At 67.5% G+C, this 20,128-nt stretch carries 18 protein-coding genes; 6 read left to right on the top strand and 12 right to left on the bottom strand.

Features of this window, described 5'->3' with window-relative positions:
• Window positions 1-42: 42 nt before the first annotated feature.
• The 7 genes from B9N97_RS28140 to B9N97_RS28110 all read right to left on the bottom strand — a co-directional run bounded on the left by B9N97_RS28140 (window position 43) and on the right by B9N97_RS28110 (window position 8,255).
• A complete protein-coding gene (locus tag B9N97_RS28140; RefSeq protein WP_244560968.1) occupies window positions 43-321 on the bottom strand; it encodes a DUF2160 domain-containing protein in 279 nt (92 codons plus the stop codon).
• Window positions 322-334: 13 nt separating this feature from the next.
• A complete protein-coding gene (locus B9N97_RS28135) occupies window positions 335-1,204 on the bottom strand; it encodes a carbohydrate ABC transporter permease (protein WP_199232042.1) in 870 nt (289 codons plus the stop codon).
• Complete coding sequence (locus B9N97_RS28130; protein ID WP_085091113.1) at window positions 1,201-2,076, bottom strand: carbohydrate ABC transporter permease; 876 nt, start codon at window positions 2,074-2,076, stop codon at window positions 1,201-1,203. The genes B9N97_RS28135 and B9N97_RS28130 overlap by 4 nt, the downstream gene beginning before the upstream one ends.
• A gap of 13 nt (window positions 2,077-2,089) precedes the next feature.
• Window positions 2,090-3,166, bottom strand: a complete 1,077-nt coding sequence (locus B9N97_RS28125) for an ABC transporter ATP-binding protein (protein ID WP_085091112.1) — start codon at window positions 3,164-3,166, stop codon at window positions 2,090-2,092.
• 13 nt (window positions 3,167-3,179) lie between these two features.
• Window positions 3,180-4,283, bottom strand: coding sequence for an ABC transporter ATP-binding protein (locus B9N97_RS28120; RefSeq protein ID WP_085091111.1), 1,104 nt, complete (start codon window positions 4,281-4,283; stop codon window positions 3,180-3,182).
• On the bottom strand, window positions 4,280-5,890 hold the full coding sequence (gene glpD, locus B9N97_RS28115) for a glycerol-3-phosphate dehydrogenase (RefSeq protein ID WP_085091110.1): 1,611 nt from the start codon (window positions 5,888-5,890) through the stop codon (window positions 4,280-4,282). The genes B9N97_RS28120 and glpD overlap by 4 nt, the downstream gene beginning before the upstream one ends.
• Before the next feature lie 187 nt (window positions 5,891-6,077).
• Entirely contained in the window at window positions 6,078-8,255 is a 2,178-nt protein-coding gene (locus B9N97_RS28110; protein WP_085091109.1) for a methyl-accepting chemotaxis protein, read from the bottom strand.
• A 338-nt stretch (window positions 8,256-8,593) separates the two neighbouring features.
• On the opposite strand from B9N97_RS28110, the gene B9N97_RS28105 reads away from it, so the two are divergent.
• The 3 genes from B9N97_RS28105 (at window position 8,594) to uvrC (ending at window position 12,618) form a co-directional block, all read left to right on the top strand.
• A complete protein-coding gene (locus B9N97_RS28105) occupies window positions 8,594-9,409 on the top strand; it encodes a DeoR family transcriptional regulator (RefSeq protein ID WP_085091108.1) in 816 nt (271 codons plus the stop codon).
• Window positions 9,410-9,563: 154 nt separating this feature from the next.
• Entirely contained in the window at window positions 9,564-10,619 is a 1,056-nt protein-coding gene (locus B9N97_RS28100; RefSeq protein WP_085091107.1) for a GMP reductase, read from the top strand.
• 124 nt (window positions 10,620-10,743) lie between these two features.
• The gene (gene uvrC, locus B9N97_RS28095; protein WP_085091106.1) at window positions 10,744-12,618 is read left to right on the top strand and encodes an excinuclease ABC subunit UvrC; all 1,875 of its coding nucleotides are present in this window, start codon (window positions 10,744-10,746) and stop codon (window positions 12,616-12,618) included.
• A gap of 4 nt (window positions 12,619-12,622) precedes the next feature.
• Here the strand turns inward: uvrC and B9N97_RS28090 are convergent, their stop codons facing one another.
• The 5 genes from B9N97_RS28090 to B9N97_RS28070 all read right to left on the bottom strand — a co-directional run bounded on the left by B9N97_RS28090 (window position 12,623) and on the right by B9N97_RS28070 (window position 17,548).
• Window positions 12,623-13,819 carry a hypothetical protein gene (locus B9N97_RS28090; protein ID WP_244560967.1) on the bottom strand — a complete coding sequence of 399 codons (1,197 nt, stop codon included), beginning with the start codon at window positions 13,817-13,819 and terminating at the stop codon, window positions 12,623-12,625.
• Window positions 13,820-14,002: 183 nt separating this feature from the next.
• On the bottom strand, window positions 14,003-14,473 hold the full coding sequence (locus tag B9N97_RS28085; RefSeq protein WP_085091104.1) for a hemerythrin domain-containing protein: 471 nt from the start codon (window positions 14,471-14,473) through the stop codon (window positions 14,003-14,005).
• A 106-nt stretch (window positions 14,474-14,579) separates the two neighbouring features.
• Window positions 14,580-14,840, bottom strand: a complete 261-nt coding sequence (locus B9N97_RS28080) for a hypothetical protein (RefSeq protein WP_085091103.1) — start codon at window positions 14,838-14,840, stop codon at window positions 14,580-14,582.
• 105 nt (window positions 14,841-14,945) lie between these two features.
• Complete coding sequence (locus tag B9N97_RS28075) at window positions 14,946-15,812, bottom strand: universal stress protein (protein ID WP_085091208.1); 867 nt, start codon at window positions 15,810-15,812, stop codon at window positions 14,946-14,948.
• A 176-nt stretch (window positions 15,813-15,988) separates the two neighbouring features.
• Window positions 15,989-17,548, bottom strand: a complete 1,560-nt coding sequence (locus B9N97_RS28070; RefSeq protein ID WP_085091207.1) for a bifunctional aminoglycoside phosphotransferase/ATP-binding protein — start codon at window positions 17,546-17,548, stop codon at window positions 15,989-15,991.
• A gap of 178 nt (window positions 17,549-17,726) precedes the next feature.
• Between B9N97_RS28070 and B9N97_RS28065 the strand changes: the two genes are divergently transcribed.
• The 3 genes from B9N97_RS28065 (at window position 17,727) to B9N97_RS28055 (ending at window position 20,126) form a co-directional block, all read left to right on the top strand.
• Window positions 17,727-18,359, top strand: a complete 633-nt coding sequence (locus tag B9N97_RS28065; protein WP_085091102.1) for a hypothetical protein — start codon at window positions 17,727-17,729, stop codon at window positions 18,357-18,359.
• A gap of 135 nt (window positions 18,360-18,494) precedes the next feature.
• Complete coding sequence (locus tag B9N97_RS28060) at window positions 18,495-19,061, top strand: DUF2934 domain-containing protein (protein ID WP_085091101.1); 567 nt, start codon at window positions 18,495-18,497, stop codon at window positions 19,059-19,061.
• Window positions 19,062-19,187: 126 nt separating this feature from the next.
• Window positions 19,188-20,126: a DMT family transporter gene (locus tag B9N97_RS28055; protein ID WP_244560966.1), complete on the top strand. Its 939-nt coding sequence runs from the start codon at window positions 19,188-19,190 to the stop codon at window positions 20,124-20,126.
• Window positions 20,127-20,128: the final 2 nt, after the last annotated feature.

Here is a 20,128-nt window from a genome sequence, read left to right as displayed (position 1 = left end):
CCCCGCGGAGGAACGGATCCCGTTAAATCCTCTCGCTCCCCCTCAGCCGAAGCGGATCACGAACGCGACCCACAGCAGCGAGACCGCGGAGGCACCCCACAGCGACACGTCGGTCGCGGCGAGCCAGCCGAGATGGATGAAGGCGCTGCCCAGCAGGCCGATGAACAGCCGGTCGCCGCGGGTGGTGCGCATCGGCAGGAAGCCCTTGGCCTCCACCGTCGGCGACAGCACCTCCCACACCGTCATGCCGGCCAGCATCAGGGCGATGCAGACGAAGAAGATTGCGGTCGGCGCGGTCCACGCCATCCAACCCATATCCATGACGCGGCCTCCCTCAGACCCGGCCCAGGGCAAAGCCCTTGGCGATGTAGTTGCGGACGAACCAGATCACGAGCGCGCCCGGCAGGATGGTCAGCACGCCGGCGGCGGCCAGCAGGCCCCAGTCCATGCCCGACGCGCTGACGGTGCGGGTCATGGTGGCGGCGATCGGCTTGGCGTCGACCGAGGTCAGCGTGCGGGCCAGCAGCAGCTCGACCCAGCTGAACATGAAGCAGAAGAAGGCGGTGACGCCGACGCCGGCCCGGATCATCGGCAGGAACACCGTGCCGAAGAAGCGCGGGAAGCTGTAGCCGTCGATGTAGGCCATCTCGTCGATCTCGCGCGGCACGCCGGACATGAAACCTTCCAGGATCCAGACCGCCAGCGGCACGTTGAACAGGCAGTGGGCAAGCGCCACGGCCAGATGCGTGTCGAACAGGCCGACCGTCTGGTACAGCTGGAAGAAGGGCAGCAGGAACACGGCCGGCGGCGCCATCCGGTTGGTCAGCAGCCAGAAGAACACATGCTTGTCGCCGATGAAGCGGTAGCGCGAGAAGGCATAGGCCGCCGGCAGCGCCACCGTCAGCGAGATGACGGTGTTCAGCGTGACGTAGTAGATCGAGTTGATGTAGCCGCTGTACCAGCTGGGATCGGTGAAGATGGTGACGTAGTTCTGCAGCGTCGGATTGCGCGGGAACAGCGTCAGGCCGGACAGGATCTCCTCGTTCGTCTTGAAGGACATGTTGACCATCCAATAGATGGGCAGCATCAGGAAGACGATGTAGCAGACGAGAACGATCGTCCTGTTCGACACCCTGGCGGAGGACCGGCGGACATTGGCCGGGGCGGCCAGCGAGCCGGGAGCGAGAACCGCAGCCTTGCTCATTTCTTCTCTCCCGATCCGGAGTTGGTGATGACGGTGTAGAAGATAAAGCTGAACAGCAGCACGATCAGGAAGTAGACGATGGAGAAGGCCGCGGCCTTGCCGATGTCGAACTGCCCCACCGCCATCTGCGTCAGATACTGGCTGAGGAAGGTGGTGGAGTTGCCGGGACCGCCGCCGGTCAGCACGAACGGCTCGGTGTAGATCATGAAGCTGTCCATGAAGCGCAGCAGCACCGCGATGATCAGGACGCCGCGCATCTTCGGCAGCTGGATGTAGCGGAACACCGCCCATTTCGACGCGCCGTCGATCTTGGCCGCCTGATAGAAGGCCGGCGGGATCGACTGCAGGCCGGCGTAGCACAGCAGCGCCACCAGACTGGTCCAGTGCCAGACATCCATCACCAGCACGGTCAGCCAGGCGTCCAGCGAATTGTTGGTGTAGTTGTAGTCGACGCCGATGGCGCGGAAGGTGGCGCCGAGCAGACCGATGTCGCCGCGGCCGAAGATCTGCCAGATGGTGCCGACCACGTTGAACGGGATCAGCAGCGGCAGGGCCAGCAGCACCAGCGTCAGCGACGTCTTAGCGCTGCGACCGCCGGGCATGCCGAGCGCGATCAGGATGCCCAAGGGAATCTCGATCGCCAGCACCGCCAGCGAATAGATGATCTGGCGGACCAGCGCGTCGTGCAGCCGCTCGTCGGTCAGCACCGCCTCGAACCATTCGGTGCCGACGAAGAAGGTCTGGCCGGGGCCGAAGATCTCCTGCACCGAATAATTGACCACCGTCATCAGCGGGATCACCGCGCTGAAGGCGACGATCAGAAAGACCGGGATGATCAGGAACCAAGCCCGGTTGTCCTGGACCTTATCCATGGCTCATGGCTCCTTAACCGACCAGATGGCTGTCGCGGTAGAGCTTGGTCCACCGGGTGGGGAAACGGATGGCGGCGTCGAGCGCCGGGATTTCCTGCTCCTCGTTCAGCCGGGCCTTCAGCGTGTGGTTGCCCATGCGGACCGTCGCCAGCTTTGAGGTGCCGAGATCGTCGACGCCGGTGACCTGGACCGGGATCGAACCGGCGCTTCCGCTGCGGGTCAGCTCAAGAAATTCCGGGCGGATGCCCAATTCGAACTTTCCACCGACCGCAGGCACGGCGCGGTCGGGCAGCGGGATGGCGATGCCGTCGACCAGCGCATGGTCGTTGCCCAGCGTGCAGGGCATCAGGTTGATGCCGGGGCTGCCGATGAAATAGCCGACGAAGGTGTGCTCGGGATTCTCGAACAGCTCCTGCGGGGTGCCGAGCTGGACCATGGCGCCTTCGTACATCACCGCGACCTTGTCGGCGAAGGTCAGCGCCTCCACCTGGTCGTGGGTCACATAGATCATGGTCAGGCGGTATTCCTCATGGATCTGGCGCAGCTTGCGCCGCAGAATCCACTTGGTGTGCGGGTCGATGACGGTCAGCGGCTCGTCGAACAGGATGGCCGCCACGTCCGAGCGCACGAGGCCCCGGCCCATCGAAATCTTCTGCTTGGCGTCCGGCGTCAGCCGCTGGGCGCGCTTCTTCAGATCGTCGGTCAGGTCCAGCGCCTCGGCCACCTGCCGCACGCGGCGATCGACGTCGGCCGCCGGGACCTTGCGGTTGCGCAGGGGGAAGGCGAGGTTCTCGTACACCGTCATGGTGTCGTAGATCACCGGGAACTGGAACACCTGGGCGATGTTGCGTTCCTCGGGCGTGCAGCGGGTGACGTCCAGCCCGTCGAACAGCACCCGCCCCTCGCTGGGCACCAGCAGGCCGGAGATGATGTTCAGCAGCGTGGACTTGCCGCAGCCCGACGGCCCCAGCAGCGCATAGGCCTTGCCGTCCTCCCACTCCTGCGACAGTCGGCGGAGGGCGTAATCCTCCGGCTTCGTCGGGTGCGGGTGATAGGAATGGCCGAGATTGTCGAATTGGATGGTCGCCATCGCTTCCGCCCCCTTAAGCGATGTTGCGCAGCGCGCCGCGCCGCCAGTTGGGTGCCGCCACCAGTTGCCCGGCGGTGGAGAAGACGAAGATGCGGTCGGGATCGGCATAGACCTGGATGTCGCTGCCGATGGGATGGCTGTGCACCCCCTCCTCCCGCGCGATCAGCGTGGTATCGCCATGGCGCAGATGGATGAAGGTCTCCGACCCGCTGATCTCCGACAGGGCGACCCGGCCCTTGATCGGCACCAGCCGCTCGCTCCGCCGCAGCACCGTCAGGTGGTTGGCGCGGATGCCGACCCGGCAGGGGCCGGCCGGCAGGTTGCGGTCGTGGGCCGACAGCGGCAGGCTGGTGCCGTCCGACAGCGCCACGCGGTCGTTGGTCAGGATCGCGTCCATCACATTCATCGGCGGATCGCTGAACACCTGCGCGCAGGCCAGCGACGCCGGCGTGTGGAACACGTCGCCGGTCGCCCCGGTCTGCAGCATTTGCCCCTCATGCAGAACCGTGACGTTGCCGCCGAGGACCAGCGCCTCCTGCGGTTCGGTGGTGGCGTAGACCACCGTGGTCTTGCCGTCCGCGAAGATGTCGCGCAGTTCGGCGCGCAATTCCTCGCGAAGCTTGTAGTCGAGGTTGACCAGCGGCTCGTCGAGCAGGAGCAGGCCGGCGCCCTTCACCAAGGCCCGCGCGATGGCGCAACGCTGCTGCTGGCCGCCCGACAGCTCCGCCGGCAGGCGCTCCAGATAGGGCTCGATCCGCAGCATGGCGGCGGTGCGCCGCACCTGGGCGTCGATCTCCGCCTTGTCCTTGCCCTGGCGGCGCAGCGGCGAGGCGATGTTCTCGTAGACCGTCATCGCCGGGTAGTTGATGAACTGCTGGTAGACCATCGCCACGTCGCGATGGCGCACCGAGGCGCCGGTGACGTCCTTGCCGTTCTCCAGCACGCGCCCGGCGGTCGGCTTGTCCAGCCCGGCCATCAGCCGCATCAGCGTCGTCTTGCCGGCCAGCGTCCGCCCCAGCAGGACGTTGAAGCTGCCGGCTTGCAGCTCCAGCGACAGCGGGTGGAGGTGCTGTTCGGCGCCGACGCGCTTGGCCACGCCTTCCAGTGTGAGTGTCACCGCATTCCTCCCATCGACCGCAGAGTGGCGGTGTTGCCGCTCGAATCCCCGTTGGCCGTAGCTTCGCGGCGCCGGTCGAACCAGCCGCCGATGGCGTCCCGGATCGCAGCGTCCAGGTGCAGCCCAAGTTTGGAACGCCGCCACAGGAAATCGTCGCCGGTCATGGCGAACTCCTCCCGCGCGGCATAGTCGAGTTCGGCCTCATAGACGCCGCCCCCGAAATCGATGCCCAGATCACCCAGCCCCTTGGCGTCGCCCAGCAGCCGCTCCACCCGCGTGCCGTAGGCCCGCGCCAGCCGCAGGGCCAGCGCATCGGGCAGCCAGGGCCGGCTGCGCTTCAGCCGGGCCAGGAAGCCGGCGAAATCGGCGCCGGCGATGTCGCCGCCGGGAAGCGGCGCGTCGGCCGTCCAGGTGGCTCCGCCCTTGCCCAGCGCCTTGCCCAGCTTCTCCGTCGCCTCCTCCGCCAGCCGGCGGAAGGTGGTGATCTTGCCGCCGAAGATCGACAGCATCGGCGCCTGCCCGGCCGGCTCGTCCATCTCCAGCACATAGTCGCGGGTGACGGCCGAGGCGTTGCCGCTGGCGTCGTCGAACAGCGGGCGGACGCCACTGTAGGTCCACACCACGTCGCTTTCGCTCACCGGCTTGGCGAAGTAGCGCGACACCGCCCGGCACATGTAGGCGATTTCGTCTGGGGCGATCGCCACCGCGCCGGGATCGCCCGAATAATCGAGATCGGTGGTGCCGATCAGTGTGAAATCGCGCTCGTAGGGGATGGCGAAGACGATGCGGCGGTCGTCGTTCTGGAAGATGTAGGCGTGGTCACCTTCGAACATCTTCGGCACGACGATGTGGCTGCCTTTGACCAGACGCACCGACTTGTCGACGGTGACGCCGGTGCGCTTGGCGATCATCTCACGCACCCAGGGACCGGCGGCATTGACCAGGGCGCGGGCGCGGACGGTGCGGGTGGCGCCGGTGGTAACGTCGACCAGCGTCGCTTCCCAAAGCCCGTTGCGCCGTTCGGCCTTTTCGCAGCGGGTGCGGGTCAGGATCTCCGCCCCGCGCGCCTGCGCATCCATCGCGTTCAGCACGACCAGCCGGCTGTCCTCGACCCAGCAGTCCGAATATTCGAATGCCTTGGTGAAGCCGCCCGCCAGCGGCTTTCCCGCCGGGGCGCGGGTGAGATCGACGCCGTGCGATCCCGGCAGCAGCTTGCGCTTTCCCAGATGATCGTAAAGGAACAGGCCGATGCGCACCATCCAGGCCGGACGCATGCTGCTGTCATGCGGCAGGACGAAACGCAGCGGCCAGATGATGTGCGGAGCGGCGCGCAACAGAACTTCGCGCTCCTGCAGAGCCTCACGCACCAGACGGAATTCGTAATATTCGAGATAGCGCAGGCCGCCGTGGATCAGCTTGGTGCTGGCCGACGAGGTGGCGCCCGCAAGGTCGCCCTGTTCGCACAGCACCACCGACATCCCGCGCCCGACCGCATCGCGGGCGATGCCCGCGCCATTCACGCCGCCGCCGACGATCAGCAGATCGGTGACCGCCTTATCGGTCTCGCCGAGCCGGCCGTCCGTTCCTGCAGGGCTCGCGTTTGCCATTGGGTTCCTCTCCGTACCGCGCCGGTTCCTTGCGAACCCGGCCGCTTTCGTTTCGGAACATAGAATGTTCGTTCGCGTTTGAAAAGGAAAATGTTTGTTCAGCGGACCATGTTTTCGAGGCTACGCCGGTTCGCACCTCTTTCCTATCGGAAATATGGCCGATCCGGCGTAGCGCCCGATCTCCCGCTCACGCCGCGCGAATACCGCCCAGCAGACGGTCGATGTCGTTGCTCAGGCTTTCGGAGCGTTGCGAAAGCGCGCGGGTGGCATCCACCACCTGCGCCGCGGCACTGCCGGTGCGGTTCACCGCGTCGTCCACCGACACCACGGTGTCAGCGATGCTCTGCACCGCGTCGGAAGCGTGGTTGATGCTGCGCGCGATCTCGTCGGTGGCGGCGGACTGTTCCTCCACTGCGGCGGCGACCATGGCGGTGATCTCGTCGATTCGGCTGATGGTGCGGCCGATGTCGTCGATGGCGGAGACCGCCCCCTGCGCCGTGCTGCGCACCGCCTGGACCTGCTGGGCGATCTCCTCCGTCGCCTTGGCGGTCTGTCCGGCGAGGCTGCGCACCTCCTCCGCCACCACGGCGAAGCCGCGGCCAGCCTCCCCCGCCCGCGCCGCCTCGATGGTGGCGTTCAGCGCCAGCAGGTTGGTCTGACCGGCGATGGCGTTGATCATGCCGACCACGTCGCCGATCTTCTGCGCGGCGGTGGCCAGCGCCCCCATCAGTTCGTTGGTGCTGCGCGCTTCCTCCACCGCGCTGCGGGCGATCTGGCTGGAATCGCCGACCCGCCGGGTGATCTCGCCGATGGAGGCGGAGAGCTGGCTGGCGGTGGCCGCCACCGTCTGAACATTCGTCGCGGTGTCGGCCACGGCGGAGCGCACGTCGGTCATGCGCCGGCAGGTCTGCTCGGCGGTGGCCGACATGCCTTCCGACGCCTCGCGCATGTCCGCCGACGCGGCGGCGATGTGGCGCGAGGCCTCCTTCACGCTGGCCTCGATGCTGGCGGTGATGGACTGGATGGTGCGCGACCGCTCGGCATCGGCGGCCTGCTTCATTGCGTCCTGTTCCTCCTGCAGGCGGGCGATCTCGGCGCTCTTGTCGCGGAAGACGCCGACGATCCCCGCCATTTCGGCGATCTCGTCGCGTCCGCGGACCCTGGCGTCGGCCGTCAGGTCTCCGGCGGCGACGGCACGCATGGCGTCGATCACCCGCAGCAGCCGGCGGGTCAGCCGGTTGCGGACATAGAACCAGGCGATCAGCAGGCTCGACAGCACGACGACGGCCGCGGCTCCGCCCTGGACGGCGACGGCCCCGGAAATTGCGCTTTCGGTTTGCGTCACGTCGGCGTCGGTGCGCTCCTGCTGGTGGGCGACCACGGCGTCGATGGTGCCATTCAGTTCGGTGGTCAGCCGCACCGTCTCGGCGAGAGCGCTTTCGATGTCGGCGGTGATGCGCGCCTGATCGTCGCGAAGGCGGAAGACGCTGCCGGCGCCGCTGCCGAAGGCGGCCAGCCCGTCGCGTGCCTTGACCAGCGACGGCCGGTCGGGACTGTCCTTCGGGTAGGCCTCGATGGCGTTGTCGACGCGCAGCAGCGCCCAATTGTACTTCGACCGGATGTTGTTCAGCGTCGCGCCATAAGGCACGCTGGACGCGGCGGCGATCATGCCGAAGGCGAGGTTGCCGTTGGCCTGCACGTTCATCAGTTGGGTGATGACCGGCAGTTCCTCCTGCGCCAGCCGGCGGCCCAGCCCGGTGGCGGCATCGACCGCCTGCGCCGCCGCCAGATCGCCCACCACATTGTTGACCGACAGGGTCGACACCTCCAGCAGCGGCGCCACCAGATCGGTGAAGTCCTCATGCGCCATCACCGCATCGGCCATCAGCGTGTTGAGCTTCTCCTCCAACTCCAGCCGTTCGGCGGTGCGCTTGCCCAGCGTGTCCAGCGCCGCCGCCATGCGCTCCGCCAGTCCGGCGACCGCGTCGGCATCCGCAGCCATCCCGCCGGCACCCGCTCCCGATTGGTTGCGCATCGCCGCGATGCGGTCACGCAGACCCGCCAGCCGCCTGGTCAGGCCATCCATCCGTTCGGTCAACTCCGCCACGTCGCGCGAGGCCGCCACCGCCGGCGCATCGGCCGCGACGGCCGTGCTGTCCTTCGCCAGATTGAGCGAGCGGACGATGGCCGGCACACTGCTGCGGCCGATCTGGCCCATCGACCGCCCAGTCTCGGTCAGCGACCACCATGCCATTACGCTGGCAAAGGCCGCCAGCATCGCCACCCCGCCGAAGGCGAGGAATAGCCGCCCCTGAATGCCGAGCCGAATGCCCCGCCGCTCCCCACCCGGCGTCAGTAGCGTCATGTTCCTCTCCTATACGTTATGTTTTTGTCAGCAGTCTTGAGCGTTCGGCATCGAGACAAGTTTGAAGGATGGCACCCATGGCCGTCAGTCGCGGCAACCCCGATCGGACGGACATCGCAACCGCATGCATCCTCTCTTACCATGCGCGTTCATTTTCGTAAAGAAACATGCTTGTGTTGCGAACAATATCCGGCGTACATATTCCCGTACGGGGCCGTAGGTTCGTCGGGCTCCCGGACAGCCTCGATTAGGAACCGCCGCCCAGCTGCCGTTTTCGCTTTGACCCATTCCGCGCATCTGATTCACTGACGCCCCACCCGACCGGAGACAGCCCCCCGATGGATGCGCGCCTGGACGCCGAACGCCGCCAGCAGGAAATCGTGGCCCTGGTCCATGCCAAGGGCATGGTACAGATCCAATGGCTGGCCGAGCATTTCGACGTCACGCCGCAGACCATCCGCCGCGACATCGAACATCTGGCCGGGCAGTCCGCCGTCCGCCGGTTCCGCGGCGGCGTCACCGTGCCGTCCAGCGTGGAAAACATCGCCTATTCCACCCGCCAGACCCTGATGGCGGAGGAAAAGCGCCGCATCGCCGAGATGGTTGCCCGCCATGTGCCGGAGGACGCCTCGCTGTTCCTCAACATCGGCACGACGACGGAGGCGGTGGCCCAGGCGCTGCTCGGCCACAAGCGGCTGCGGGTGCTGACCAACAATCTGAACGTCGCCACCATCCTGCACAAGAACACCAACTTCGCGCTGTCCATCGCCGGCGGCCTCGTGCGCGAGCGCGACGGCGGCATCATCGGCGAGGCGACGGTGGAGTTCATCCGCCGCTACAAGGTCGACATCGGCATCATCGGCATCAGCGGCATCGACGCCGAAGGCGACCTGCTGGATTACGACGAGCAGGAGGTCCGCGTCGCCCGCGCCATCATCGAAAGCTCGCGCCGGGTCTTCCTGGTCACCGACCACACCAAGTTCGGCCGCAACGCCATGATCCGCATGGCCGACGTCAGCGTGCTCGACGCGCTCTTCACCGACCGCCTGCCGCCGCCGGAGCTGATGGAGGTGCTGGGCAACGCCGACTGCCAAGTCCATGTCGCCGACGGCAGCGAGCCGGCCAACGGTGACGGGGAAGACGCGGAGGACTGAGGGGATACCCCCCGTTTCTGCGAAACTGCTTCAAACGCGGCACCCCCACCCGCGGCCCCGATGTCGCTTGCCGAAGCGGGGCATCGCCTCCACTCTGTGATGTTGGGCCTTATGAAAGCGGTTGGCCCGGCAAACAGATATCAGCAGGTGTGCGGTGATCATCGAAAGCGACCTCAAGCTCGACTTCAAGGATGTGCTGATCCGGCCGAAACGCAGCACGCTGCAGAGCCGCAACGACGTGGACGTCAATCGGACCTTCACCTTCCTGCACACCCAGCGCGACTGGACCGGTTTCCCGCTGATCGCCGCCAACATGGACGTCACCGGCAGCATGGGCATGGCCCGCGCGCTGTCGCGCTTCGGCGCGATGACCGCCCTGCACAAGCATTACAAGGCGGACGAGCTGGTTGCCTTCTTCCAGGCTGAGGCGGAATCCGCCGTCCAGTCGAACGTCTTCTATTCGATGGGCATCGCCGACGCCGACCACGACAAGTTCCAGGCGGTGAAGGCCAAGGCGCCGGTGGGAAAGATCTGCCTGGACGTCGCCAACGGCTATACCGAGCGCTTCGTCGAGGTCATCGCGCGCCTGCGCGAAGAGAACCCGGAGACCGTCATCATGGCCGGCAACGTCGTCACCGGCGACATGACGGAGGCGCTGCTGCTGGCCGGCGCCGACATCGTCAAGGTCGGCATCGGGCCGGGGTCGGTCTGCACCACCCGCAAGATGACCGGCGTCGGCTATCCCCAGCTGTCGGCCATCATCGAATGCGCCGATGCCGCCCACGGGCTGAAGGGGCAGGTCTGCGGCGATGGCGGCTGCACCGTGCCTGGCGATATCTCCAAGGCATACGGTGCCGGGGCCGACTTCGTCATGCTCGGCGGCATGCTGGCCGGCCATGACGAGTGCGAGGGCGAGATCCGCTACGAGGACCGGGACGGCGACCGCGTGCCGGTCGCCATGACCTTCTACGGCATGTCGTCCGACACGGCGATGCACAAATACTCCGGCGGCGTCGCCTCCTACCGCGCCTCGGAAGGCAAGACGGTCGAGATCCCCTATCGCGGCCCGGTGGAGAACACGATGCAGGAGATCATGGGCGGCGTGCGCAGCATGATGACCTACATCGGCGCCACCCGGCTGAAGGAGGTACCGAAACGGACCACCTTCGTCCGCGTCGGCGCCCAGTTGAACACCGTGTTCGGGGGCTGACCGGCCTCCAGGCCGCATGGCAGATCCCTGCCGGAAGCTTCGTCCGATTCTTGTCTCTTGGACCCGTTCCGTTCTACTGCTTGGGTGAGCGGCGAATCGGATCTTTGCGGGAACGAGAGTGGTTATGGACAGGGTGACCGGCAGCGGAGCGGACGTCATCCGCGCGCAGTTGCCGACCCTGCCGGACACGCCCGGCGTCTATCGGATGCTGGCGGCCGACGGGTCGGTCCTTTATGTCGGCAAGGCGAAAAACCTGAAACGCCGGGTGGCCAGCTACACCCGGACCGACGGGCTGCCCAACCGCACCCGGCGGATGGTGTCGCTGACCCGCTCCATGGAGTTCGTCACCACCCACACCGAGGCCGAGGCGCTTCTACTCGAAGCGAACCTGATCCGCAGCTTGCTGCCGCCCTTCAACATCCTGGTGAAGGACGACCGTTCCTTCTCCTACATCGTCATTGGGAAGGGCCACGACTTCCCCCGCCTGATGCAGCATCGCGGCAGCGCCGAGCGGCGCGGCACCTCCGGCAAGGGCAACCGCAGAGATTCCGACCTGTTCGGCCCCTACGCCTCGCCGCATCTGGTCGGCATGACCATCGCCGCCCTGCAGCGCGCCTTTCTGCTGCGCAGCTGCGACGACGGCGTGTTCGCCTCGCGCACCCGCCCCTGTTTGCAGCACCAGATCAAGCGCTGCTCCGCCCCTTGCGTCGGCCGCGTCAGCGAGGAGGAATACGCCGATCAGGTCCAGGGCGTGCGCGACGTGCTGTCCGGCCGCAGCGCCGAGGTCCAGGCGGAGTTCGCCCGCCACATGCTCGACAGCTCCGACCGGCTGGAATACGAGGACGCCGCCCGCTGGCGCGACCGCATCCGCGCGCTGACCGCCCTGCAGAGCCGCCAGGACATCAATCTGGAAGACACGCTGGGCGACGCCGACGTGTTGGCCCTTCATCGCGAGGGCGGTGCAGCCTGCGTCCAGGCCTTCTTCTTCCGCGGCGGCCGCAATCAGGGCACCCGCGCCTTTTTCCCGCGCATCGACGCGGAGGAGGAACCGGGCGACATCCTGGCCGCCTTCGCCGCCCAGCTCTATGCCGACACCCCGCCACCGGCCCTGCTGCTGCTGAGCGACCCGGTCGAGTCACCGGAGTTGCTGGAGGAGGCGCTGAGCCTGTCCGCCGGCCGCCGCGTTACCGTGGAATGCCCGAAGCGCGGGCCAAAACGCCGGGCGGTCGAACACGCGCAGACCAACGCCCGCGACGCCCTCGGCCGCCGTCTGGCCGAGCGCTCCACCCAGGCCGCCCTGCTGGAGGGGGTGTCGCGCGTCTTCGGCCTGCCCGCCGCCCCGCGCCGCATCGAGATCTACGACACCTCGCACATCCAGGGCTCCTTCCCGGTCGGCGCCATGGTGGTGGCCGGGCCGGAGGGCTTCCAGCGCAACGCCTACCGCCGTTTCTACATCCGCGATCCGGAGGCCGCCGGCGACGATTACGCCATGCTGCGCGAGACCTTCACCCGCCGCTTTCACCGCAGCAGCGGGGCCGGCCGCGATTCCGGGCAATGGCCCGACCTCGTTTTGATCGACGGCGGGCTTGGACAGTTGAACGCGGTGAAGGACGAGTTGGCGATGCTGCAGATCACCGACATCCCGCTGGTCGCCATCGCCAAAGGACCGGATCGCAATGCCGGGCGCGAGCGCTTCTTCCGCCCCGGCCAGCCGCCGCTGACGCTCGCGCCCAACGACCCGGTGCTGCATTTCCTGCAAAGGCTGCGCGACGAGGCCCACCGCACCGCCATCGACAGCCACCGCGCCCGCCGCATGAAGGCGATGTCGCACACCCGCATCGACGGCATCCCCGGAATCGGCCCTGCCCGCAAGAAGGCCCTTCTCCACCATTTCGGCAGCGCCACCGCCGTCGCCTCCGCCGGCCTGAAGGACCTGGAGGCCGCGCCCGGCATCAGCGAAGCCATTGCGCGAAAGCTCTATGAGCATTTCCACGGATAGAGGGTTACGGCACCGTCTTCCCCGTGAACGGGTTCCAGCCGACCGCCGCCAGCGCCGCCCAGGCGGTCGCGCCCAGATGGGGGCGGCGGTAATAGAGGAAATCGTCGGTCTTGCTGTCCGGCCCGATGGCAAGCCCGGTGGACAGCACCTGCGGCCGGGTGGCGTAGAGATAGCCGCCGGGGCTGATCTCCTTCAGCAGCTCGCCGAACAGCCGGTCGGCGTCGCCACGTCGGCCGACGGCACGGTAGGCGAGCGCCGCCTGCGCCGTGCCCTCCACCCACATGCCGTCGCGGTCGTCGTTGAAGTCGAAACCGCCGTCGGCGCCATGGGCGCGCTCCGCATAGGACAGGGCAGCCCGCCAGACCTCCGGCGCCTTCGGCAGCAGCAGCGGCCATAGCTGGGCATCGAGGCCGGAGGTGGAGGTGCTGACCGTCACCCCGTCCGGTGTGGTGCCGATGGGGAAATGGTCGCCGCCCGCCGTCCACATCCTGTCGAGGAAGTCGCGAGCCTCCTTTTCCGACGTGGAGAAATCGCCCCCCAACCAGCCGAACAGCGCGACCAGATCGGTGTTGTGCTCGGTCGATTTCCAGGTCAGCGGCTGCGGTGCGTCGTCGAAGCCCTGCAGGCCGCCGTTGAAGCCGCCGGGGCCGCGCGGGTCGCGGGTATGCTCGACCACCCAGCGCCCCAACTCGACCGCTCCGTCGCGGAAGCGGTTTTCACCGGTGGCGTCGGCCAGCGTCAGCAGGGCAAGCCCGGCCCAGGCGACGTTGCCGGTGGCGGTGCCGACCTGATAGGGGTCCTCGCCCCAATGGTTGCCGACGGCATCCCACCAGCCATTCGGCGGGATCGGCCGCTGTTTCTGCGCGCCGGCCCGGTAGGTGTTGCGCAACCGCCCTTTCCAACCGGCGCGGTCGAGCGACACGGCGTCGAGCAGAGCCTCGCCGATGCGCAAGGCCTTGTCGCGCTGGCCGCAGGCGGTCAGCGCCATGATCGCCAGCGCGTTGTCGTAGGTGAAGGCGGCGTTGGACAGCGCCGGCTCCGAGGTCGGGCCGGGCGCATAGGAATTGTCGTAGCTGCGCAGGAACAGCGGCCCACGCCCGGACACCGCGTCGACCCGCGACACGAGTGTGCCGCAGGTCTTCTGTGCCAGCTCTTTCGCCGGCGGGGCGGGTGAGGCGGAAGCGGGAGCGGGAGCGGTCATGAGGACGGAAACCCCAAGTGCGACCACCGCCAACGCGGCACGGCCGAACCGTACGCCCCGCCGGGAAAGCATTCGCTTGACGCTGACACGCTTGGACATCGACACCGCCGGCCAGTTCCGGAAAGCCCCAGATATGGCCTCTTCGCCGGCCGACGACAACCGAACGGGATGGCGTAGCCCTCCTTACAGCGGCGCCAGCCCCGCCATGATGTGCTTCTTGCGGTCGTCATAGGCCCCGCCCAACTCGGCCGCGCGGTCGTCGTCGAGGACGTCCCTGGCCTCCTCGAACAGTTCCTCTTCCTCTTCGTCCAAATGGTGGCGGACGAGTTCGCCCAGCACCTGCAGCTTTTCCTTCCAGCCGCTGTCGGAGGTCTTCATCGCGTTCAGCTCGTCGAGCAGGCCGTTGATGAGGTGATGCTCGTTCAACCCCTCGACGGTTTCCGACTTCGCTTCCTTCGCCTTCTTCAGCGAGGCGTAGAAGACGCCCTCCTCCACCTTGGAATGGGCCCACAGCTCGCGCTGCAGTTCCTCGAACACGGCGCGACCGCTGCCGTTGGCCTTCTCGGTCTTTTCCAGAAGGCTGCGGATGGTGTCGTGATCGGTCTTGATGCGGGCGAAGATATCAGCCTGGGTGCCGGTGGTCTTGCTGGCCATCGTCGGGGTCCTTGGCAATTGTCGAGAGGCGACTGCCGGACGGCAATCGCGAAAAAGCTTGCCAGTAGAACCCCGCCGCGGCCGGACTGTTCCCGGTTCCTCGGCCTCAGCCTTGCGGATGGGTGTCCACGAATTCCCGCAGGGTGTGCATCAGTTCGACCGCATGGTCGACATGGCCGTGGGCGCAGGCCTCCGCGATGTCATCGGCGATGATGTGGGCGATGCGGTTGGCGCCGCCGGGGCAGTGGGCAAGGCAATGGCCCATCTCCACCGCAACCATTTCCGGCAGATGTTCATGTTCGGCGATCGCGTCGATCTCCGCTTCGGTGAGATCGCTCAGCGCGATGCAGTCCTTGATCGTCAACATGGCGCGTTCCTCCCAGGAACGGCCGGGCTGCAAATGCCGCAGCCGCACGGGATCCCCGCCGGAAGAGGCAGCAGGGAAACCCGCGCGGCAGAAGACCGGCGACTATCAGTGAGCCATCAGAACCGGCAGCCCGGCGTGGTTCAGCACGTAGCGCGTGACACCGCCCAGGATCATTTCCCGCATCCGGCTGTGGCCGTAACCGCCCATAACCAGCAGGTCGGCGCCCAGCTCCACGGCTTTCTTGGTGACCGTCTCCCCAACGGGTTCCGATCCCGGATGCAATATAGTTAACTCAGGGTTAACACCCTGCCAAGCGAGATATTGGGCAATGCGGCGTCCTGTCGCGCCTTCCGTAACCGAAGTTTCGGCGGTCAGAATGTGGGCGCGCTCGGCGCTGCGCAGGAAAGGCAGGGCCGCGGCGACGGCGCGGGTGGCCTCCGTCTTGCCGTTCCAGGCGACGGCGACGGTGTGGCCGATCTCCGCCGGAAGGGACTTCGGCACCAGCAGCACCGGCCGGGCCGATCCCAGCAGCGCCGTTTCCATGGTGGTGTAGCCCTGCGTGTCCGCCTCGATCGAGGTGTGGGCGCAGACGATCAGGTCGGCCAGACGGCCTTCGGCCGGCACCACGTCCTCGATCCGGCCGACGACCTCGCGCCAGGAGGCGGACGGCGCCTCGACCCCGCCGGGGACGTCGCGCATCTCGAACCCGGCCTCGGCGACGGCGGCGTCGAAGGCGCGGCGGGCGGCGGCGCGATGGTTGTTCGACTCCGTTTCCGCCGCGCGCATGATCTCGTCCACCATGGCGCCGGACATGCCCTCGCCCAGCATCGGCACGGCATCGCGCGGGTCGAGGCTGACGAACAGGCCGACGAGGTGGGCGTCGAAATCCCTCGCCACCGCAACCGCGCCCTTCAGGGCCACCGGGTCGTTCTCACTGCCGCAGAGCGGCACAAGGATGGTCTTGTAGGTCATGGACTCCTCCCGGACCGGTTCGAGCGGCCCTTCCCGGACGGCGGCGGTCCGTCCGCCGGTGTGGCGGGCGATTCTCACCGGGCCGTCATTCGCCCCATCGTCGCTGCGGTCCGCGGTCCGGGGCAGGAACCGCAAACCTTGAAGATGCAGTCCATAAGATGTTGTCACTCCTGGAATTAGGCCAAGCTTGCACGGGCGTCGTCCAGCACATCCGCTGCAACCCTGCCAGAATCCAGGCGCGTCCAGTCGATTGTACCCAAATCATAGGATTCCTGCCGTTCCACCACATCGGCGGTGGCGTCGGACGCGTCATTGCGACGATTGGTCACACGCTCCACCCGCTCCGGCAGCGGCGCCTCCATCCAGATCCCATCGAACCGCACTCCGGCCTCCGCCGCGACCGCTTCAATCCGGCGGCGCTCGTCCGGCCGGGCGCTGACAGCATCGACCACCACGGCTTGGCCCGTTCCCAGAACCACCGCCGCCCTCTGGTACAATTCCGCATAGACCCGTTCCGTCACCGCCGGGGCATAGCCGTCGGCCGGCAGCCGGTCGGTATCGGCGACTCCGCACAGCCGCTTGCGCAGCACGTCGCTGCGCAGCACCACCGCACCGGGCGACGGCCCCAGATCGGGCGCGATTCCCTTGGCCAGCCTGGTCTTGCCGGTGCCGGACAGGCCGCCGACCGCCACCAGCCGCGCCGGCGCCGGGTCGAGCGCGGCAAGAGCATGGTCCAGATAGCGCCGCGCCTCCCCGGCCAGCCCCTCCGCCTTTCCGCCGAGCCGCAGCGCCGCCGCCGACACTTTCGCCCGCACCGCCGCGCGCAGCGACAGGAACAGCGGCAGCGCCGCCAGCCCGCCGTAATCCTCCGTCTCCTCCAGATAGCGGTTCAGCACCGCATTGCCGAGCGGCCGCAGCCCCCGGTGATCCAGGTCCATCAGCAGGAAGGCGAGGTCATAGAAGACGTCGGCCACCGCCAGCGTCTCGTCGAACTCGATGGCGTCGAACAGGGTCGGCTCGCCGTCCAGCAGGACGATGTTGCGCAGATGCAGGTCGCCGTGGCCGTGCCGGACAAGTCCGTCCCGCCGCCGCGCCTCCAGCAGCGGCGCCAGCCGGTCGAGCGCCGCGCCCGTACGTTCCGCCAGCCGCGCCACCGCGTCGGCGGGAAACAGGTCCGGCGCGGCGCGCAGGTCCTCCAGATTGCCGTCCGCCACCACGCGCAGCGCCTCCACCCCGCCACCATCCGGCCGGGGAGCGGCGTCGCGATGGAAGGCGGCGATCCGCTCGGCCAGACGGCGCATCAGGGCGGGGGTCAGGCCGCCCCGCTCGGCCAGCCGGTCGAACAGCGCCTCGTCGGGGAAGCGCGCCATCGACACCAGCCAGTCGATTGCCTCCCCCGCCGCGTCCCCGTTCTCCTCGTCCAGGCGCAACCGGCCATCATCCCCGCGGCGGATTGCGACAACACCCTGATAAAGCGCCGGCGCAGTGCGGCGGTTGATCGCCAGTTCCGCGACGCAGGCGGTATGGCGCTTCGCGACCGTCGAGTAATCCAGATAGGGATAGCGTACCGCGCGCTTCAGCTTCAGCGCCCGGTCGCCCGCCAGGAAGACCAGGGCGGCATGGGTGTCGATCCGCTCCACCGGCTGCCCGCCATGGGTGCGCGGATCGCCGAGGAAGGCGATCACCTCCTCCTGCGGCCCAGGGCCGGACGCTGGCTCGGCGGGATGCACGCTCATGAGCATATGGTAACAGATGATCGTCCCGCGCCGCTCATGCTTTCATGGTTGAAACGCGGATGGCGATGACGACATCCTAGGGGTAGTGCCGATACTCCATGGGTCAGTCGCCACGCCCCATCGTTATAGTGGCCGGACCGCATGGTGCGATCCGACGCGTCACCGGGAGGGGGTGCCCGTGAACCGCCTGTTCAGCCGCCGGAGGAATTGCCTGCCAAGCGCCTTGCCCGCCTGGTCCCTCGCGGTCGTCCTCGTTTTCCTGGCGGCCGGCGCCGGATCGGCGCGGGCGGAGTCCATCGACGCGGACGGCCGGTTCGGCAATTGGGCGGTCGGCGGCCTCGCCTACAGCCTGCAGCCGCCGGCGGAAAGCAACCTCACCATCCTGAACAGCAAGATGCGGATCGGGTCTTCGCTGGTCCCGCAGATCGAACCCTATGTCACCATCCAGCCCTGGATCGGGCCGGGCAGCGGCAGCAGCGTGACACCGCGCGGCGCCGTGACCGGCCTCGGCGCGGGTCTGACCGGGGGACTGACCGGGGGCCTCAGCGGCGGCGTGCTGGTCGACGTGCCGCTCGGCTCCTTCGTCTTCACCCCCAGTTTCGGCGCCGGCACCCTGCCCACCGCCCGGCGCGAGGGCGCGCCCACCACCGAGTTCCGCTCTCAGCTGGAATTGGGATACGAGTTCGACAACAAGTCGCGCTTCAGCCTGGGCTACAGCCGCATCGTCAACGACGCCGCGGCGGGCGATCCGGCGGCCGGCACCAACAACGTCTTCGGCTTTTACTACCGCTTGCCTTTCGGCGGCCCCTGACCGGGTCCCGGGGCAAGGACATCGTGTCGCGGCGTCTGGCGTGGGCAAAACGCGCGCATGGGTAGCGTCTTAACTGCATCTTAAACATGGTTGGATCAAGTGGACGCGGACCGAACGCTCCCCGGGGAACCCACCATGGCCACCAAGCGCAAGACCGCCTCCTCCGCCGCTCCCGCAACCGCTCCCGCCGCCACTGCTGCAGCCACTGCCGCCGCCGCGCCGGTGTTCGAGGCTCCGGTGGAAAGCTGGGCCGACACCATCCTGCGCACCAATTTCGCGTCGGTGGAACAGGACAGCATCGTCCTGCTGCAGGCGGCCAGCACCCTGCTGGAATCGGACATGCCGGAAAAGGTCACGGTCGCCCTGGACCAGAACCTGAAGCTGTGGATCGCCATCAAGACGGTCCTGCTGAACGACGACTGCCCGGTCGAGCCGGAGGTGAAGGCCAACCTGCGCAATCTGGCGCAGTATGTCGTCTCCACCACCATGCTGGCGACCCAGGGCGCGATCGAGACTCGCAAGCTGGTCTCACTGGCCCGCCTGAACATGAACATCGCCGAGGGCCTGCTCAGCGGCCAGCGCAACCGCATGATCCAGGAACGCGCCTATCAGATCTGGCAGGAGGAAGGCTGCCCCGAAGGCCGCGAGCAGGAGCACTGGCTGCGCGCCGAGGCCGAAATCACCGGTCTGTTCAAGGTCTGAGCCCCGGCGGAGCGCCGACCGAAGCACCGGGGCGGATTTACGCAACACCGCCATACCGCCCCGACATGACCGCCCGCGTCGCGACACCGTGACGCGGGCGACAACGCTTGGTAGGCTTGGCCTATCGTGACAGTTCCTCCCCAAACTCTCCCAAAACAGCACCAGCGTGTCGACAACACCCGGCTCGGCATCACATCGATGCTGCTGTCGGTGCTGTTCTTCTCGGTGATGAATGTCCTGGCGAAGCTCCTGATGGACCGCTTCCCGGTGAACGAGGTCATGTTCTTCCGCAGCCTGTTCGCACTGATCCCGGTCTGTCTGGTGATCCATTTCGCCAACGGCTTCGCCGCGACATTGCGCACCCGCTACCCCTGGGGCCATCTGGGCCGATCGCTGATCGGACTGAGTGCCATGGTGGCGACCTTCTGGTCCTTCCACCTGCTGCCGCTGGGCGACGCCATCTCGCTGAATTTCGCCGCACCGCTGTTCCTCACCGCTTTGTCGGTGCCGCTGCTGGGCGAGAAGGTCGGCATCCATCGCTGGAGCGCCGTGCTGGTCGGCTTCGCCGGGGTGCTCATCATCGTCCAGCCCAGCGGCGATGTGTTGAATCTGGGTGCGATGCTGGCCCTGGGCGGCGCGCTGTGCACCGCGGTGGCGATGATCGCCATCCGGCAGCTGAGCCGGACAGAACTGCCCAACACCATCGTCTTCTATTTCACCCTGCTGACCACCGTCATGACCGGCCTGTCGCTGCCGGTCTCCTGGATCACGCCGGGGCCGCTGGATCTTCTGTTGCTGCTGGCGACCGGGCTGTGCGGTGGCTGCGGCCAGCTGATGCTGACCCGCGCCTATTCGCTGGCCCCGGCCGCCGTTGTGGCGCCGCTGAACTATGCTTCGCTGCTGCTGGCGGTCGGCTTCGGCTGGCTGCTGTGGGGGGAGGTGCCGACCGGGACAATGGCGGCCGGCGCCGCCGTGGTGATGGCGAGCGGCCTCTACATCCTGTACCGCGAGACGCAGCGCGGCACGACCGTGACCAAGCCGCTGCCGGCCGGCGAAGGCGACTGACG

Source organism: Azospirillum oryzae, from assembly GCF_900177515.1.
Lineage (GTDB): Bacteria > Pseudomonadota > Alphaproteobacteria > Azospirillales > Azospirillaceae > Azospirillum > Azospirillum oryzae_A.
Note: the sequence above shows the minus strand (reverse complement) of the source record. Positions and strands in the feature narration are given on the sequence as shown.

Bases quoted from the DNA above. Each gene is read 5' to 3' on its own strand.
- glpD (WP_085091110.1), bottom strand. From the start codon at position 5,890: ATGGCAAACGCGAGCCCTGCAGGAACGGACGGCCGGCTCGGCGAGACC.
- B9N97_RS28070 (WP_085091207.1), bottom strand. From the start codon at position 17,548: ATGAGCGTGCATCCCGCCGAGCCAGCGTCCGGCCCTGGGCCGCAGGAG.
- B9N97_RS28075 (WP_085091208.1), bottom strand. From the start codon at position 15,812: ATGACCTACAAGACCATCCTTGTGCCGCTCTGCGGCAGTGAGAACGAC.
- B9N97_RS28125 (WP_085091112.1), bottom strand. From the start codon at position 3,166: ATGGCGACCATCCAATTCGACAATCTCGGCCATTCCTATCACCCGCAC.
- B9N97_RS28090 (WP_244560967.1), bottom strand. From the start codon at position 13,819: ATGACCGCTCCCGCTCCCGCTTCCGCCTCACCCGCCCCGCCGGCGAAA.
- B9N97_RS28105 (WP_085091108.1), top strand. From the start codon at position 8,594: ATGGATGCGCGCCTGGACGCCGAACGCCGCCAGCAGGAAATCGTGGCC.
- B9N97_RS28060 (WP_085091101.1), top strand. From the start codon at position 18,495: ATGGCCACCAAGCGCAAGACCGCCTCCTCCGCCGCTCCCGCAACCGCT.
- uvrC (WP_085091106.1), top strand. From the start codon at position 10,744: ATGGACAGGGTGACCGGCAGCGGAGCGGACGTCATCCGCGCGCAGTTG.
- B9N97_RS28110 (WP_085091109.1), bottom strand. From the start codon at position 8,255: ATGACGCTACTGACGCCGGGTGGGGAGCGGCGGGGCATTCGGCTCGGC.
- B9N97_RS28085 (WP_085091104.1), bottom strand. From the start codon at position 14,473: ATGGCCAGCAAGACCACCGGCACCCAGGCTGATATCTTCGCCCGCATC.
- B9N97_RS28130 (WP_085091113.1), bottom strand. From the start codon at position 2,076: ATGGATAAGGTCCAGGACAACCGGGCTTGGTTCCTGATCATCCCGGTC.
- B9N97_RS28140 (WP_244560968.1), bottom strand. From the start codon at position 321: ATGGATATGGGTTGGATGGCGTGGACCGCGCCGACCGCAATCTTCTTC.
- B9N97_RS28135 (WP_199232042.1), bottom strand. From the start codon at position 1,204: ATGAGCAAGGCTGCGGTTCTCGCTCCCGGCTCGCTGGCCGCCCCGGCC.
- B9N97_RS28080 (WP_085091103.1), bottom strand. From the start codon at position 14,840: ATGTTGACGATCAAGGACTGCATCGCGCTGAGCGATCTCACCGAAGCG.